Origin of the sequence: Sphingomonas sediminicola (assembly GCF_049991885.1) — a bacterium.
Lineage (GTDB): Bacteria > Pseudomonadota > Alphaproteobacteria > Sphingomonadales > Sphingomonadaceae > Sphingomicrobium > Sphingomicrobium sediminicola.
In genome coordinates, this window is sequence record NZ_CP178916.1 from 572,278 (window position 1) to 586,941 (window position 14,664).

At 63.1% G+C, this 14,664-nt stretch carries 19 protein-coding genes and 1 tRNA gene; 12 read left to right on the top strand and 8 right to left on the bottom strand.

The window, feature by feature from the left end; translation table 11 throughout:
* Window positions 1-738, bottom strand: coding sequence for a queuosine precursor transporter (locus ACMC5O_RS03040; RefSeq protein WP_187707767.1), 738 nt, complete (start codon window positions 736-738; stop codon window positions 1-3).
* A 72-nt stretch (window positions 739-810) separates the two neighbouring features.
* Here ACMC5O_RS03040 and ACMC5O_RS03045 point away from each other — a divergent pair.
* Window positions 811-884: transfer RNA gene (locus ACMC5O_RS03045), tRNA-Gly, on the top strand.
* 140 nt (window positions 885-1,024) lie between these two features.
* On the opposite strand, the gene ACMC5O_RS03050 is transcribed toward ACMC5O_RS03045, so the two are convergent.
* The gene (locus ACMC5O_RS03050; protein ID WP_187707766.1) at window positions 1,025-1,783 is read right to left on the bottom strand and encodes a competence/damage-inducible protein A; all 759 of its coding nucleotides are present in this window, start codon (window positions 1,781-1,783) and stop codon (window positions 1,025-1,027) included.
* Between the two features lie 63 nt (window positions 1,784-1,846).
* On the opposite strand from ACMC5O_RS03050, the gene map reads away from it, so the two are divergent.
* Both map and ACMC5O_RS03060 read left to right on the top strand, forming a co-directional pair.
* Window positions 1,847-2,677, top strand: coding sequence for a type I methionyl aminopeptidase (gene map, locus ACMC5O_RS03055; protein WP_426693241.1), 831 nt, complete (start codon window positions 1,847-1,849; stop codon window positions 2,675-2,677).
* Window positions 2,678-2,735: 58 nt separating this feature from the next.
* Window positions 2,736-3,146: an acyl-CoA thioesterase gene (locus tag ACMC5O_RS03060; protein ID WP_187707765.1), complete on the top strand. Its 411-nt coding sequence runs from the start codon at window positions 2,736-2,738 to the stop codon at window positions 3,144-3,146.
* 77 nt (window positions 3,147-3,223) lie between these two features.
* Here ACMC5O_RS03060 and ACMC5O_RS03065 read toward each other — a convergent pair whose 3' ends face one another.
* Window positions 3,224-3,661, bottom strand: coding sequence for a hypothetical protein (locus ACMC5O_RS03065; RefSeq protein ID WP_187707764.1), 438 nt, complete (start codon window positions 3,659-3,661; stop codon window positions 3,224-3,226).
* A gap of 111 nt (window positions 3,662-3,772) precedes the next feature.
* Between ACMC5O_RS03065 and ACMC5O_RS03070 the strand changes: the two genes are divergently transcribed.
* Entirely contained in the window at window positions 3,773-4,534 is a 762-nt protein-coding gene (locus tag ACMC5O_RS03070) for a LytTR family DNA-binding domain-containing protein (RefSeq protein WP_426693242.1), read from the top strand.
* A 290-nt stretch (window positions 4,535-4,824) separates the two neighbouring features.
* On the opposite strand, the gene ACMC5O_RS03075 is transcribed toward ACMC5O_RS03070, so the two are convergent.
* Entirely contained in the window at window positions 4,825-5,574 is a 750-nt protein-coding gene (locus tag ACMC5O_RS03075) for an NTP transferase domain-containing protein (protein WP_187707762.1), read from the bottom strand.
* Window positions 5,575-5,666: 92 nt separating this feature from the next.
* Between ACMC5O_RS03075 and ACMC5O_RS03080 the strand changes: the two genes are divergently transcribed.
* Together ACMC5O_RS03080 and ACMC5O_RS03085 are read left to right on the top strand one after the other, a co-directional pair.
* Entirely contained in the window at window positions 5,667-6,005 is a 339-nt protein-coding gene (locus ACMC5O_RS03080) for a P-II family nitrogen regulator (protein ID WP_187707761.1), read from the top strand.
* Window positions 6,006-6,048: 43 nt separating this feature from the next.
* On the top strand, window positions 6,049-6,273 hold the full coding sequence (locus ACMC5O_RS03085; RefSeq protein ID WP_246444008.1) for a helix-turn-helix domain-containing protein: 225 nt from the start codon (window positions 6,049-6,051) through the stop codon (window positions 6,271-6,273).
* On the opposite strand, the gene ACMC5O_RS03090 is transcribed toward ACMC5O_RS03085, so the two are convergent.
* Window positions 6,270-6,443, bottom strand: coding sequence for a hypothetical protein (locus tag ACMC5O_RS03090; RefSeq protein WP_222949793.1), 174 nt, complete (start codon window positions 6,441-6,443; stop codon window positions 6,270-6,272). The two genes, ACMC5O_RS03085 and ACMC5O_RS03090, sit on opposite strands and share 4 nt — an antisense overlap.
* Before the next feature lie 126 nt (window positions 6,444-6,569).
* Window positions 6,570-6,746, bottom strand: coding sequence for a hypothetical protein (locus tag ACMC5O_RS03095; RefSeq protein WP_187707759.1), 177 nt, complete (start codon window positions 6,744-6,746; stop codon window positions 6,570-6,572).
* 179 nt (window positions 6,747-6,925) lie between these two features.
* Between ACMC5O_RS03095 and ACMC5O_RS03100 the strand changes: the two genes are divergently transcribed.
* The 6 genes from ACMC5O_RS03100 to folP all read left to right on the top strand — a co-directional run bounded on the left by ACMC5O_RS03100 (window position 6,926) and on the right by folP (window position 12,328).
* Window positions 6,926-7,369, top strand: coding sequence for a MarR family winged helix-turn-helix transcriptional regulator (locus ACMC5O_RS03100; protein WP_187707758.1), 444 nt, complete (start codon window positions 6,926-6,928; stop codon window positions 7,367-7,369).
* Window positions 7,366-8,448, top strand: a complete 1,083-nt coding sequence (locus ACMC5O_RS03105; protein WP_426693243.1) for an HlyD family secretion protein — start codon at window positions 7,366-7,368, stop codon at window positions 8,446-8,448. The genes ACMC5O_RS03100 and ACMC5O_RS03105 overlap by 4 nt, the downstream gene beginning before the upstream one ends.
* Window position 8,449: 1 nt before the next feature.
* On the top strand, window positions 8,450-9,997 hold the full coding sequence (locus tag ACMC5O_RS03110; RefSeq protein ID WP_426693244.1) for a DHA2 family efflux MFS transporter permease subunit: 1,548 nt from the start codon (window positions 8,450-8,452) through the stop codon (window positions 9,995-9,997).
* A gap of 66 nt (window positions 9,998-10,063) precedes the next feature.
* Window positions 10,064-10,699, top strand: coding sequence for a hypothetical protein (locus ACMC5O_RS03115; protein WP_187707757.1), 636 nt, complete (start codon window positions 10,064-10,066; stop codon window positions 10,697-10,699).
* A gap of 77 nt (window positions 10,700-10,776) precedes the next feature.
* Complete coding sequence (locus ACMC5O_RS03120; RefSeq protein WP_187707756.1) at window positions 10,777-11,193, top strand: ExbD/TolR family protein; 417 nt, start codon at window positions 10,777-10,779, stop codon at window positions 11,191-11,193.
* 55 nt (window positions 11,194-11,248) lie between these two features.
* On the top strand, window positions 11,249-12,328 hold the full coding sequence (folP, locus tag ACMC5O_RS03125; RefSeq protein ID WP_187707755.1) for a dihydropteroate synthase: 1,080 nt from the start codon (window positions 11,249-11,251) through the stop codon (window positions 12,326-12,328).
* Between the two features lie 15 nt (window positions 12,329-12,343).
* Here the strand turns inward: folP and ACMC5O_RS03130 are convergent, their stop codons facing one another.
* Window positions 12,344-13,054 (bottom strand): phosphodiester glycosidase family protein, encoded by a 711-nt coding sequence (locus tag ACMC5O_RS03130; RefSeq protein WP_187707754.1) that lies wholly within the window; start codon window positions 13,052-13,054, stop codon window positions 12,344-12,346.
* 48 nt (window positions 13,055-13,102) lie between these two features.
* Complete coding sequence (locus ACMC5O_RS03135; RefSeq protein ID WP_187707753.1) at window positions 13,103-14,539, bottom strand: sigma-54-dependent transcriptional regulator; 1,437 nt, start codon at window positions 14,537-14,539, stop codon at window positions 13,103-13,105.
* Window positions 14,540-14,664 lie beyond the last annotated feature (125 nt).

Below are 14,664 nucleotides of genomic sequence, written 5' to 3' on the forward strand. Positions count from 1 at the left end.
TTAAATCTTGGCATGAAATGGACTGAAATCGGTCCGCTCGTCGTACACATCGACGCCCTCGCGGCCCTTCAGGAAGCCGACGACCGCGTAGGTCGCGGGCGTCAGGATCGCTTCCCAACTTACCTTCAGCACCCATTGTGTAATCAGCACTTTGATCACGAGGTCGTTGGTCCAGCCCACCGCGCCCCAGAATGCCAGCGGGTAGAAAATAAGGCTGTCGACGCCCTGGCCGACGACCGTGCTTCCGATCGTCCGGGTCCACAAATGCCTGCCTTCGGTCCAGATCTTCATCTTGGCTAGAACCAGGCTGTTCGCAAACTCGCCGGCCCAGAATGCGAGGATCGACGCGAAGACGATGCGCGGCACCTGGCCGAACACCTGCTCGTAGGCCGCCTGTCCGGTCCAGTCGGGGGCTGGCGGAAGCGCAACCACGACCATCGCCATGATCGCCATGAAGAGAAGCGCTGCCGTTCCCGCCCAGATGCAGCGCCGTGCGCGAGCGTAGCCGTAAACCTCGGTGAGCACGTCGCCGATCACATAGGACAAGGGGAAGAAGAGGATGCCTGCTCCGAACGGCCAGTCGCCGATCACGGGCAAATGAATGATGGCGACCTTGCCCGCGCCGAGTACGTTCGAAAGCAGCAGGATGGTGACGAACGCCACCATGACGAAGTCGAAGTAACGCAGGCGCCGCCCGCCCAGCGCCTCGGCTTCGATCCTTACCGGATGATGTTCCATTTCCCCCGTCACCACGGCTGTAGAGCGCGTTGACGGTGGGGGAGGCAAGACCTAATTCGGAGCCGCTACGACGCGGGTATGATGTAATGGTAGCCTGTCAGCTTCCCAAGCTGAACGCACGGGTTCGATTCCCGTTACCCGCTCCACCGCAGACCGTTCGGCGGATGGTCGAGCAGCAGCATACGGAACGCGTGAACGCAGTGAAGCGGCGACAGCCAATCAAGTGACATGCCGGGGGCATGTCGCAGGCTGGAGCGCCCGGAGCGAAGCGCAGGGGCGACCGCGCCTAAATGCCACCTGAAAAGGGCTCGATCCCTGCTTCGGAAAGGCGCCGCTCAAGGTCCTTGGCGGTGCGCTCGACCAGATTCCCGTCGTCGGAGCGCACGACGAAATTCGCGCCGTACCGGCCGTCCTTAAAGAAGGGATAGCTGCCGATCGCGACGCCGTCGTTCGCGGCCTCCGCTTCCCGCAACAGGTCGGCGACTTCGCTTTCCGCCGCATAGGCTCCGACGGTGGCGGACACCATCGGCCGCCCGCCTTCGAGCTTTCCGTCGAGCGCCTCCATCATGGCGGCGGCGATGCCCGGCACGCCGGCGAGGATGAAGACGTTGTCCATCCTCACGCCCGGCGCCCCCGACGTAGGGTTTGGAAGAAGTTCCGCGCCCTCGGGCACCCTAGCCATGCGGAGCCTGGCGGCGGTCACGCCTCCGCGGGTCGCATAATAATCCTCCAGGATGCGGCGCGCTTCCGGATGGACGATGACCGGGACTTCGAAGGCTGCCGCAATCGAGTCCACGGTAATGTCGTCGTGGGTCGGCCCAATACCGCCAGTCGTCATCACATAGTCATAGGTCCGCCGAAGCTCGTTCACTGCGCTCGCGATGCGCGCGCCGACGTCCGGAACGACGCGGACCTCTTCCAGGCGAATGCCCTGGCGATTCAACCAGGTCGCGACCTGGGCGATATTCTTGTCCTGCGTCCTGCCGGACAGGATCTCGTCGCCAATGACCAAAAGCGCAGCGGTCCAGATCCTGTTGTTTCCCATTTCTGACCCATACGCGTTCTCATGTGGGTGCAAAATCCGGCCGGCGCGCCTATGTTGCAGGCGATGACCGAATATATCACCGTAGGAGCCGAGGATCGGGTCGAAGCCCGCAACGGCGTGATCAAGCTGCACGGACCGGAAGGGTTCGAAGGCATGCGCAAGGCCGGGCGCCTTGCCGCCGAGATTCTCGATGCGCTCGTCCCCCACGTCGTTCCCGGCGTGACGACCGGCGAGCTCGACGACATCGCGCGCGAGCACATGCTTCGCGAGGGAGGTATTCCGGCGACGCTCGGCTATCGCGGGTATACGAAGAGCTGTTGCACCTCGATCAACCACGTTGTGTGCCACGGCATCCCGGGCGACCGGGCGCTCAAGGACGGCGACATCATCAACATCGACGTGACGCCGATCGTCGATGGTTGGCACGGCGACACCAGCCGCATGTTCCTGGTCGGCGACGTGCCCTTGAAGGCGCGCAAGCTGGTCGACGTGACCTACGAATGCCTGATGGTCGGTCTGGAGCAGGCGAAGCCGGGCAATCGCCTCGGCGACATTGCCGCCGCGATCCAGCGCCATGCAGAGGCGCGTCGCTACACCGTCGTCCGCGACTTTTGCGGCCATGGAGTAGGGCGCCTGTTCCACGACAGCCCGGAAGTCGTCCACGCTGGCCGTCCCGGCACCGGACCCGAGCTTCGCCCAGGCATGTTCTTCACGGTCGAGCCGATGATCAACATCGGCCGTCCGGACGTGAAGCTTCTCGACGATGGCTGGACGGCCGTCACGCGCGACCGCTCGCTGTCGGCGCAGTTCGAGCATTCGATTGGAATCACCGAGACGGGCCACGAGATTTTCACGAAGAGCCCGGCCGGACTCCACAATCCGCCTTACAGCTAAGGCAGACGCCGCCATCACTTATTGACACTGATGTCAGTTGATGAGAGCTTGCGTCCGGATGGATTCCACCCTGCCCAAAATGTTCAGCCACGCCGTGGCGATCGACCCGTCGGACATTGACCACATGGGTCATGTCAACAACAGCGTATACCTGAAGTGGGTGCAGGATGCGGTGATCGACTATTGGCAAAGCGTCGCTCCGCCGGACGCGGTGGCGCGGCACCTCTGGGTCGCGCTCAAGCACGAGATTTCGTACCGCAAGCCGACCTTCCTCCAGGACAATGTCGTCGCCGAGGTGATCGCTGAAAAGATGGAAGGCGCGCGCGCCTATTTCACCACAATCGTTCGCCGCGGCCAGGACGTGCTCAGCGAAGTGAAAAGCTGCTGGTGCTGCCTCGACGCGGTCACGCAGCGGCCGGCGCGACTGGCGCGGGACGTAGCGAGCAGGTTCCTTCCGCCTACTCCTTAGGAAGCGTCCTTTGGCCTGCTTTCAACCCAAATCGGACATAAGCGAACCTGTTAGCAACGGATACTTACCCCGTTCGGCTACTCGCTGCGCCGACTCCCTCTGTCCGATCTTTTTTGCGCGATCATCCCGAGCTTTTGACCGCCATGGTAGCTCACGATGCCGCACATCCGCCTTCCATCGGATGCAAGAGAGCCGTCGAAGCGAACGTCTCCCTCGCCCGTCGACACGATCATTGCCACGGTCCTGCCATCGGACGTCAGGCTGCGAACTACCGCCACGCCGGCGTTGAGCGCGATCGATCCCGCCAGCCGTTTATCGGACACCCCGAGAGAGAGGAGACCGAAGCTGGGAATGCCTCCCACATCCATGACCATGTCCCACTGACCCGAGAGCTCAGGCGGCTGACTTGGCTTTGTGGTCGACGCGGGGCAGTCAAAACGCATGCTTACGGCCTCGCTTGCTGCGGCCGGAACAGACGCAGATGCCAATGCTATGCCGGCGATAATCCGATTCATTGCTTTCTCCATTTGACGTTGTGCCGGCGGGTTGGCTGGTCGCGATGCCGGTCGACAACGGGGAAAGTCGTGAATAGCCTTCGCTAATTCGTGAGCGGTGGGCGGATGCAGTTGGCGAAGCGTGAATGGCGGCAAATGGCGAAGTGGCGGGGACTGATAAGCGCCGTCGCGATCGGCGCGCTGCTTGGTGTGATGGGTCCGTTCGGATCGCAAACCGCTTACGCGCCGGCGGTGAAATATGCGTTCTGGATGGTCGTTTCGCTCGCCGGTTACGCAGCCGCTGCTGCAGCCGATCGACTGCTCCCCTCCACCTCGCCGGGCAGAAGAACGGCAACACGGATCGCCGCGGTAGCAGCCGCATCCGCGGTGCCCATGACGTTCTTTGTGGCGTGGGCCATGGGGGTGGTCCGGCCAGGTAGAACGTTCAGTCTCGTACAACTGCTGGGGTTGTTCCCGTACGTGGCCCTCGTCCAGCTGCTGATTGCCCGCATCATATCTCCGGACGACCAGATGACTGTGGCCGCATCCGTGGAACAGCCAGCCGCCGCTCCCGAATACCCGCCCGAGTTCATTTCGAAGCTGCCGGCTGCCTTGCGCCGGGACATACTCGCACTTGAAGCTGAGGATCATTACGTTCGCGTGCACACTGTCCACGGCTCGGCACTGATCTTGATGCGGCTGGCGGACGCGGCGGCGCTCATCGATCCCCGGCTGGGCCTTCGCGTGCACCGTAGCTGGTGGGTGGCCAAAGGCGGTGTTCGCACGCTGGAAAGAACGCCCGGACGAGCAATTGCTCGGCTGGTTGATGACACAGCAGTTCCAATCAGCAGGACACATTTGTCGGCAGCGCGGACAATGTTGCCAGAAGATTAGCTCTATCTAACCGATTTGGGATTCCACCTATGGTTCACGAGCCGGAGAGGCCGTTTCTCGTCTGCTCTGATTACGGCACCGGAGGCGTCTGGTGGTGGATTACGGCGTCATCGCCCGACGCAATCGTCGCCAAATACCGCGACGTAATTGTGTTCGATCAGCCTCCGGGTTGGTGGGATGCTGACAGGGATAGTCTTACGCCTCGTCGAGAATTATCCGACCCACCGGATGCTGCCTTGGCTCTCCTCAGTCGAAGCTGATGTCCGCTTTCCACCCATTCTGGACATTAGTTAAGCAGCGACTGCCTCGGCTGCTGCATCCCACCGCGCTGTAAGCTCTTGCGCCGCCTCGACGTCGGGCGGGAAGTCGACTTCGCCCCATTCGGCGCCGTTGATGTCGAGCGTCCACACGTCGCCGTTCTGAGCGAGGTGGTGAATCACTCGAAGGTACCAGATCGTGGTACCCTCGCTGGTGCGCATTGCGCGCTCGATGGCTTCGCGGAATTGCTCGGCTCCGCCTGAGCGGAAGGCCAGCAGGCCGATGGACTCGGCGTTCACACCCTCGCTGATCCTCTTGCCGATCGCGCGCAGCCGGCCGTCGTCGGCGGCCACGACCTTCATGTCGTCCTCGTCGTACCCTTCCTTGCGGTCGATGGTGACGCAGATGCCCGGCCGGTCATTGCTGACGACCTTCGCCATCAAGGCCTTCGAGACCAAAGTGTCGCCGTTCCATACCAGGCAATCTCCGCTCAGCTCCTCGCGCGCCATGTAGAGCGAGCCGGTATTGTCGGCGACCTTGTAAAAGGGGTTGAAGATAGTCCGCACCTTTGGCCCGCCGGTCCGCCGCGCAATCGCCTGATTGACCAATTCGTCGTGGAAGCCGGTGACGACCACGACTTCGTGCACGCCATTCGCTTCGAGCGTGTCGAGCTGGCGGTCGAGCAGGGTACGGCCGCTGAACTCGATCAGGCACTTGGGGCGGTCGTCGACCATGTGGCCGAGGCGCGAACCCTGGCCGGCGGAAAGAATGATGGCTTTCATTTCAGGCTTTCAATCGATTTGTGCGGCCCACTGCCTTTCAAATGCGGCCCTGATTGGGCATGGATGTTTCAACACGCTGCTGCGGAGGCTCGGTGAAAAAAGTCGAGGCCATAATCAAGCCGTTCAAACTGGACGACGTGAAGGACGCCCTTCACGACGCCGGCGTCTCCGGCATCACCGTCACCGAGGTGAAGGGCTTCGGCAGACAGAAGGGGCATACGGAGCTCTACCGCGGCGCCGAATATGTTATCGACTTCCTTCCAAAGGTGAAGATCGAGGTCGTGGTTGAGGACGGCTTGGTCGACAATGTGGTCGAGGCGATTGCCGAGTCCGCCCGGACCGGCCGGATTGGGGACGGCAAGATCTTCGTCATGAATATCGAGCAGGCAGTGCGCATCCGGACCGGTGATCGTGGCGCCGACGCCATCTGAGGCCCTTTTCGCACGTGCTCCTGTGCCGCTACAGGGCCGGTCGATGACCGGCGACACGCCCAACAGGGAAATGCTTGCGTCCATGTCGCCCGATGAGCTTCGGAGTGCGATGCGGACCCTCGGCTACCGGACGCAGAACGACCTCGCCAATGCGATCGGGGTGTCACGTTCGGCAGTCAGCTTGTGGCTTGAGGGGAAGGTCGGGGTGCCTCGGCCGGTGGCGATGCTGCTCCGGATGCTGATCGCGGCGCAGCGGCGCGCTTATTAGAGGCAGTCGCCGCCTGTAACAGGCGGCTCCATCTTCTGGCTATGTTCCTGATGCAGCTGCTCGTCGGCGTCATCGATGGCCTTGATGAGCTCGGTGAAGCAAGGCGTTTCGTCTACCGGCCAGAGGCGCGAGAAACCCTGACCCAGCAGCTCGACTTCGCGCTGTGTCAACAAACCTACGGCTACGATTCGTTCCTGGGCCAGATCGGTGCTCCGCAACTAACCTCAATTAGTAACGAAGCATTCCGGCCGTAGTGCCGACTGTTTCGGATGTGGATTGATTGTCGGCTAGCCGACTTAAGCCGAGGATGTTCCAAGCAAAGTCGCTACGCGGCGGCCGCGGCACCAAAGCTCGGCGGGCAAGGCTTCCTTGCGCTGCTCGGCCTGCAACATTGCCGATTCATCGTCGGCGGCATGGATTTCAATTGCGTCGCGGAAGCGATCTCCGCGCATCAGATACAGTCGATAATACACCTTGGACCCCCCGGCCCGTGACTGCTTCACCAGAACACGGAGCCGCAGCGGATTCCAGCGATCAACGGCCCGGGTGTGACGAGCGGTGCTTCCAACGCGGCAGGATTCACGCCTGGACATTTGGAACAGGCTCCGCCCAAATGCGTTGAATTAGTAAGCACACTCATTATATGGGGGCTATGGAAGACTTGCCCTTCGAGATTGCGGAGACGGCGCATGCTCTGCGCAAGGCATTCGATCGCCGTGCGTCTGCCCTCGGCGTCACTCGCGCGCAATGGAAAGTCCTGTTCCGCCTCACCCGGTATCCGGGGCTGAGGCAGGTCGAGCTTGCGGACATGCTCGACGTAGAGCCGATCACGCTTTGCCGGATCGTCGACCGTCTCGAGGAAGCGGAGCTCGTGGAGCGCCAGCGCGATCCGGAGGACCGTCGCGCGTGGCGGCTTCAGGTCACCGACAAGGCGAAGCCGCTCGTCGAGCGGCTGAAGTCTTTGGGCAGCGAGCTTGTCGGGGAGGCGTTTGCAGACATCGACCGGTCAGAACTCGACCAGGTGCGCGGCGTCCTCGCGCGAGTGCGTGAAAATGTCGCCGCGGTGCAACGCGGCAGAAAAGCAGCCGAGGCATGAACGAGATGAAGCAGGAAAAGATCAGCGGCGAGCCGACTGCTGTGGATGAGCGGACCGCCGAAGTCGCGGCCGATGCGGTCGGGGAGCCCCGGAAAGAAAAGAAGCGCTGGGTTCGTCCGGTGCTGATGCTGCTCGTGCCGGCGCTGCTGCTGCTCGGCGGCATCTATTATTGGGTTTCCAGCGGCGGCACTGTGTCTACCGACAATGCTTCCGTGAAGCAGGACATCGTCTCGGTTAGCGCCCAGGTGAACGGCCCGGTCATCGCCGTCAACGTGAAGAACGGCGATAAGGTGAAGCGCGGTGATATCCTGTTCCGCATCGATCCGGCGCCGTTCCGCGTCGCGCTGGAACAGGCGGAGGCACAGCTTGCTGCGGCGCACCTGCAAACCTCCCAGCTTCGCACACAGGCTGCGGGCACCGGCGCCGACATCACGGGCGCGGGGGCAAATCTTCAGATCAAGCGTAACGCGCTCGCCCGTCAGGCAGCGCTTCTGAAGCGCGGGTTCACGACACGCGCCGACTATGAGGACGCCCTCAACGAGGTGCGCACGGCCGAGACTTCTCTCGCCGACGCCCGGGCACGCGCCGCCAATGCCCATGCCGCGATTGCGCCGGGCGAGCAGCCGTCGATCGCGCAGGCCCAGGCCGCCGTCGACAAGGCTCGGCTAGACCTTTCCCGCACCGAAGTTCGCGCTCCGATGGAGGGTACGATCGCCAATTCCGACCGGCTTCAGGTGGGCCAGATGGCCGTCCAGGGCGTCGGCATGCTGTCGCTCGTCCATGACCAGACCGCCTGGGTCGAGGCGAACTTTAAAGAGAAGGACGTCGGCAAAATGGTGCCCGGACAGAAGGCCAAGATCGAAATCGACGCCTATCCCGGCATGGACTTCAAGGCTCACATTCAGAGCGTCGGCGCAGGCACGGGCAGCGAATTCGCCATCATTCCGGCCCAGAATGCCAACGGCAATTGGGTCAAGGTGACTCAGCGCGTCCCCGTTCGGATCGCGTTCGACGGCAACCCGGGCAAGCCGCTGATCGCCGGACTTTCCACCACGGTGACGGTCTACCTCGACAAGTAGAATGGCCGACACCCCGGCAAATGTAGCGTCGCACCCGCTTCCCGCGGGAGAGCGGATCATCGTCACGATCGGCGTGATGATGGCCGTGCTGTTGCAGGTGCTGGATACGACTATTGCGAACGTCGCACTCCCGCACATGCAGGCGAGCCTCAGCGCGACGCAGGAAAGCATCAACTGGGTGCTGACCAGCTATATCGTCGCGTCGGCGATTGCCTTGCCGATCAGTGGCTGGCTCGCCGACCGGGTCGGCCGCAAGCGGCTGCTCCTCATCAGCGTTGTCGGCTTCACGATCGCGTCGGTGCTCTGTGCTTCAGCGGTGTCGCTGACCGAGATGGTCATGTTCCGCGCTCTCCAGGGCGTAAGCGGAGCGTTCATCGTTCCGCTCGCGCAGGCGACCCTGTTCGACATCAACCCGCGTGAAAAGCACGGCCAGGCGATGGCCCTGTTCGGGGGCGGCGTGATGATCGGCCCGATCCTCGGCCCGGTCCTCGGCGGCTGGCTTACCGACAATTACAATTGGCGCTGGGTGTTCCTCGTCAACCTGCCGGTCGGCGTGATCTGCACCTTCATAATGCTGCGGTTCATGCCGAAGGCTGAGAAGCATCGGCGCAGCTTCGATATCCTCGGCTTTGCTCTTCTCGCCATTGCGCTCGGCGCCCTGCAGATGTTCCTCGACCGCGGCGAGCAGAAGGACTGGTTCGAAAGCTGGGAGATCATTTTCGAGGCGGGCCTCGCGATTGGTGCCGCCTGGATGTTCGTCGTGCACATGATCACGGCGAAGAATCCTCTGTTCGACCGCTCGATGTTCACCGACCGCAACTTCTCGACCGGATTGATCTTCATGGCGGTTACCGGCGTACTTCTGCTCGCCGGCCTCGCGCTCCTGCCACCGCTACTCCAGAACCTGTACGGCTATTCCGTTCTCCAGTCGGGATTCCTGACGGCACCACGCGGGGTGGGGACCTTGATCTCCATGCTTCTTGCAGGGCGATTGACCGGAAGGATCGACGCCCGATTGCTTGTCGGGATCGGCGTCGCCCTGATGGGTATTTCCCTATGGATGATGACCGGCTTCGCGCTGGATCAGCCGTCGCAGCCGGTGATTATGAGCGGCGTGGTGCAGGGCCTCGGCCTTGGCCTGATCTTCGTGCCGCTGCAGAGCCTGGCCTTCGAAACGCTGGCCCCCAAGATGCGGACGACCGCTGCCGCGCTCCTGAACCTGTCGCGCAACATCGGCGGCTCTGTGGGCATTTCGATCGTCAGCGCCCAGCTCGTGCGGATGACCCAGGTTGCGCACGCCGACATTGCGAGCTCGATCACCGAGCAGACGATCCCGACCGTCGATCCGACGCTTCTCCAGACGATCGCTCCGCAGGGCTCTACAGCCCTGGCGGTCATCAATGCGGAAGTGACGAGGCAGGCCTTGTTCATCGCCTATCTCGATGACTTCAAGCTGATGATGCTAGTGACCTTCGCTGTGTTGCCGCTGCTTCTGCTGATGCGCCGCGGTCAGCAGACCGGCGGACCGCCCCAGGTGGCAATGGACTAAGCCGATAGACCCACCGCCGCGCTGCGTTTAAAGGACGACGCAACGAGGCGGGGAGGCCTCTCGAGAATGACTGCGGCGACGATTTCCGACTCCTATTTGGCGGAGCAGCAGAAGCTTCACAAAAACCCGAAATACGGCGTCGCGTCCCTGTCGTTCGCCCCGGTCGTCCGGTCGCTCCTGCGGCTCGGAAAGTGCGAGAGCCTGTCCGACTATGGCGCTGGCAAATGCAACCTGAAGAAGGCACTGCATCTGCGCGACGGGGGGAAGGTCCGTTACCAGCCGTACGATCCCGCTTTCCCTGAATATGGCACGCCGCGGCCTGCTGACCTCGTGACCTGCATCGACGTGCTGGAACATATCGAGCCAGCGTCGCTGGACGCCGTGCTGTCCGAGATCTCTTCCATCTCCCAGCGGCTGGCGTTTCTGACGGTCCACACCGGCCCGGCGAAGAAGGTGCTGACGGACGGGCGCAACGCCCATCTGATCCAGGAAAGCACAAGCTGGTGGCTGTCCAGGTTCGAGCCCCATTTCGACATCCTCCACGTTCAGCAGGTCCGCAAAGGTTTCTTCGTCATCGCATGCCCAAAAGGCGCGTACCGGACGCTTGGCGCGGACCTCGACCTTCCGGCGATCTCGAAAGAAGCTGCGCGCCGCGCCAATCGCAAGCGGGGCTTCAAGGCGCTCTTCCGGGCCTTCTCCTGAATTAACTCTACATTCGCACTTACGCTTGCGATCCAGTGAAGAATGTGATGATGTAACATCAATCGCAGGAGGCAGGCATGGCTCTTATCGCTGCGGCTGAATCATCCCCGATGCGGGAGATCAACATGACCCCACTCATCGACGTGATGCTCGTGCTGCTGGTGATGTTCATCATCACAATCCCGCTTCAGACGCACGCGTTGAAGCTCGATCGTCCGCAGGACTGCCCGACGTGTCCGGAGGTTCGCCTGCTGAAGAACAAGATCGTGGTCACCAATGGAGGTGCGATCCTCTGGAACGGAACGCCGGTTTCCCAAGACACGCTAGCCCACAACCTTGCCGCGACGACCCGAATCTCGCCGGAACCCGAGCTGCATCTCCAGCCTGAGTCGGAGGCGCGATACGAATTGGTGAACGACGTCTTCGTTGCCGCGAAGCGCGTTGGAGTGACCCGCTTGGGGTTCGTCGGAAACGAGACTTACCGAGCCTTCTAGGGCGAGATCGCCTGCAGGACTTGAACATCCGCTCTCGTCCCGACACTAGCGGCAGATGGCCGCACGCACTCTTGTCCGCCCCACCGGTTTCGTTGATGCCCCGTTCGGCCATGACGGGAAGGTCGCCAGGCTTGCCGGCGGGCTGAACTTCTTCGCGAGCGTCGAGTTGCTCCGCGTCGAGGGCAGCCGGCGTGTTTCGGCCGAGTTGCTCCCCGTGGAAGCGATCGAAGGACGCCTCGGCGGGGACACCGCAGCCCAATGGGCGGCACTCACTGCGCCCCGGCAACCACTGCAGTTGGGCGATCGCACGGTCCGGCTCGACCAACCGCAGGTCATGGGCATTCTCAACGTTACGCCCGATAGCTTTTCCGACGGCGGCCAGCTCGCCGACGCGGGCTCAGCCGTCGAAGCGGGGGTGCAGATGGCCAGCGAAGGGGCCGCGATCCTCGACGTCGGCGGGGAGTCCACCCGTCCGGGCGCGCAGACCGTCTGGGCACAGGATGAGATCGAGCGCGTCCGACCTGTAGTCGAGCGCCTCGCTGCGGGCGGTTCGGCCGTCTCCATTGATACGCGCAAGAGCGAGGTGATGACGGCTGCTCTCCAGGCCGGCGCGCGGCTTGTGAACGATGTGTCTGCTCTGACCTTCGACCCGCGCGCGGCGGAGGTCGTCGCTGCCTCGGGCGCGCCGGTGATACTGATGCATCATCTCGGAAGTCCCGAGACCATGCAGGAGGACCCGCGCTACGACGATGTGCTGGTCGAGATTTATGTTTGGCTTGAGGAGCGCATCGCCGCTGCCGAGGCCGCCGGAATCGACCGGTCACGAATTCTGATCGATCCCGGCTTCGGCTTCGGAAAGACCGTCGCCCACAATCTCGAGTTGATGAACGGGCTCGCTCTTTTCCATTCGCTCGGTTGCCCGCTGGTCGTTGGTGCGAGCCGAAAGCGCACGATCGGCGCGCTATCGAACGAAGCGCCGGCCGACCGGCGTCTCGGCGGCAGCATCGCTTTCGCGCTCAAGGCAGCGGAACAGGGCGCTCAGATCGTCCGCGTCCACGATGTGCCGGAGACCGTGCAGGCGCTCAGGATCTGGCGAGGACTTCGCGACCAGGCGCTAACCCCTCGGCTCGGCTAGAGCGCGTCGCACACCTTACCGCGGCCTGTACGCAACTACCATCGGTCCCAGCGGCTTGGTAAGGTCCCGCCTCCCATTCGCCGGGTCCCAGAGCGCGCTCACCGAGCCGTCGAAGAAGAGCGCATTGCGCGCCTTCAGCCGGTCGCGGAAGAAGCGGGCGAACTTCCCGAATGAGACGGGATCGTCGCTGATGACGAACAGGGCCTTGCCGCTTGTCACTCCCACGCCGTTCCGAATGTTCCGGGACATGCCGTCGTGCTCGAATGCGGGGTGAAGCTTGCCGTCGATTACGAGCATCGGTCCCGATTGGGTCGCGATGCGTATGTCGGGCGAGGGGCGCCATTTGTCGCTCGTCACGACCTCGGCACTGCAATTCTTGCGAACCTGGAACACGCCGTTCGGCATCAGGTGAAAATTGCCGCCGCCCTTCCGGCGGTTGATCGCGTGTTTCTGGCGTCCTTCGACGATTGCGAGCCCGATCGGCCGCCCGTCGTCGTCGTACATTCCGGCATTCATCGCGAAGGCGACCGTGCCGGCTTTGGGGCCGAGATTCGTATCCAGGTCGGCCAGCCGCCGAACCGCTGGCTCATCACGACCCGCGGCGATCAGCTCGAGATTGCCTTTTCCGGGATCGCAGACCGTGAATCGGCTCTCTTCGAACATTTCCACACGACAGGCAGACTGCGCCGCTTCGGCGGTCGCACCGGTCTTCGCGCAACCGGCCAAGAAAAAGGCAAGAAAGAGGAACACTCGCACCCGGCGAGTGCTAGCGCCTCAGGCGGCGGTGTCGATGCCGATGTCGCTCAGCTTGCGGTAAAGCGTGGAGCGGCCAATGCCGAGCCGGCGCGCTACCTCGGTCATGCGGCCGCGGTAGTGGCCGATGGCTAGGCGGATGATGTCGGCCTCGATCTCCTCGAGCGTGCGCAAATGTCCGTCGTTCGTGAACAGGGTCACTCCGGAAACGCCGCTCATCGCAGCTTCGCTGGATTGGGCGCTCAAGGAAGGAGCGAAGTCGCTCTTGCGCCCGGTGAAGCGCGACTGCGACGCAATGTGAGGGAAGTCTTCGGCAGTCAGGCCGCCGCGGTCGCATTGGAGTCCTGCGCGAAAGAGAACGCTGGCGAGTTGCCGGACGTTGCCCGGCCAGCCATACCGCATGAGGACCGCGAGCGCGTCGTTTCCGATCGACAGCGGCGGGATCAGCTCCTGCTCGGCAAAGCGCTGAAGGAGGTGCCTGGCCAGGTTCGGAATATCCGCGCTGCGGTCGCGCAGCGGCGGAAGATTCACGACGGTGACGGAGATTCGCTCGCCGAGCATCTGGTTGAAGCTTTCGGCCAGCGGAGCGCTTGTCGTGGCGATCAGCCGGATATCAACGGAGGAGCTGCCGTTGCATCCGACCGGACGGACTTCGCCGGTGGCGAGCACGCGATCCAGCGTTTCCTGGGTCGACTGCGGCAAGGCGCCAATCTCGTCGAGGACAAGCGTGCCCATGTCCGCTTCGAGCATCCGGCCCGACTTCTCCGCGAAGGCGCCGGGGAAGGCACCCTTCACGTGGCCGAACAGCTCGCTGTCGACGACGTTGCCGGGAACGGCCTTGCAATCGACGATGACCAGCGGACCGCGGGCCCGAAGACTTGCTGCATGGATAGCCCGCGAGACCGTCTCCTTGCCCGTGCCGGGCTCGCCGACGATCAGGATCGGAAGGCGATTGCGCGCGGCCTTGGCTGCGACGGCGAGGGCGGCCCGATACTGCGGAGAGGAGCCTACGAGCTGTTCGAGCGACAGCGCCGGAGCAAGCTTCTCGGAGACCGGGATCAGTTCGCCGGCGGGCTTGCGGCGGTCGGAATTGGCCGCAAGCGCCTCGACGAGCCGCTCGGGCGCGACCGGCAGGGTCAGGAAATCCGTGGCGCCTGCGCGCATCGCGTTGACCGCCTGCGCCACCGATTCGCCTTTGGCGGCGACAATGACGGGCAGGGATGGACGGCTGGATCGCAGTGCGGCAATGGCCGCGGGACCCGATCCCTCATCCCAGTTCGCGAGAAAGGCGGCCTGGACTTCTCGCCCATGCGGCCCCTGGAGAAGGCTAATCGCCATCTCCGTGCAATCCGCACCGACCGTGCTCCAGCCGGCGCGCGCTGCGACCGCCGAAACGAGACGCCGTTCGGCTGGATCGGCTTCGACCAACAGGAGAGATTTGGTTTCTTGCTCGCGCATCGCAGTTCCTGCGCGTGTCCTACGACGAAAGGAGTAAATGCCGTCTTAAGACTTCAGGGGTTGGGGGCGGCGAACCTGCTTGTTATGGACAGCTCCAACACTTTGAATTCGAAGAGGGGTAAGAC

Excerpts from the sequence above, each read along its gene's own strand:
- ACMC5O_RS03050 (WP_187707766.1), bottom strand. The coding sequence starts at position 1,783 with ATGGGAAACAACAGGATCTGGACCGCTGCGCTTTTGGTCATTGGCGAC.
- ACMC5O_RS03105 (WP_426693243.1), top strand. The coding sequence starts at position 7,366 with ATGAACGAGATGAAGCAGGAAAAGATCAGCGGCGAGCCGACTGCTGTG.
- ACMC5O_RS03075 (WP_187707762.1), bottom strand. The coding sequence starts at position 5,574 with ATGAAAGCCATCATTCTTTCCGCCGGCCAGGGTTCGCGCCTCGGCCAC.
- ACMC5O_RS03120 (WP_187707756.1), top strand. The coding sequence starts at position 10,777 with ATGGCTCTTATCGCTGCGGCTGAATCATCCCCGATGCGGGAGATCAAC.
- ACMC5O_RS03040 (WP_187707767.1), bottom strand. The coding sequence starts at position 738 with ATGGAACATCATCCGGTAAGGATCGAAGCCGAGGCGCTGGGCGGGCGG.
- ACMC5O_RS03065 (WP_187707764.1), bottom strand. The coding sequence starts at position 3,661 with ATGAATCGGATTATCGCCGGCATAGCATTGGCATCTGCGTCTGTTCCG.
- ACMC5O_RS03115 (WP_187707757.1), top strand. The coding sequence starts at position 10,064 with ATGACTGCGGCGACGATTTCCGACTCCTATTTGGCGGAGCAGCAGAAG.
- ACMC5O_RS03100 (WP_187707758.1), top strand. The coding sequence starts at position 6,926 with ATGGAAGACTTGCCCTTCGAGATTGCGGAGACGGCGCATGCTCTGCGC.
- map (WP_426693241.1), top strand. The coding sequence starts at position 1,847 with ATGACCGAATATATCACCGTAGGAGCCGAGGATCGGGTCGAAGCCCGC.
- ACMC5O_RS03060 (WP_187707765.1), top strand. The coding sequence starts at position 2,736 with ATGGATTCCACCCTGCCCAAAATGTTCAGCCACGCCGTGGCGATCGAC.
- ACMC5O_RS03085 (WP_246444008.1), top strand. The coding sequence starts at position 6,049 with ATGACCGGCGACACGCCCAACAGGGAAATGCTTGCGTCCATGTCGCCC.
- folP (WP_187707755.1), top strand. The coding sequence starts at position 11,249 with ATGGCCGCACGCACTCTTGTCCGCCCCACCGGTTTCGTTGATGCCCCG.
- ACMC5O_RS03110 (WP_426693244.1), top strand. The coding sequence starts at position 8,450 with ATGGCCGACACCCCGGCAAATGTAGCGTCGCACCCGCTTCCCGCGGGA.
- ACMC5O_RS03135 (WP_187707753.1), bottom strand. The coding sequence starts at position 14,539 with ATGCGCGAGCAAGAAACCAAATCTCTCCTGTTGGTCGAAGCCGATCCA.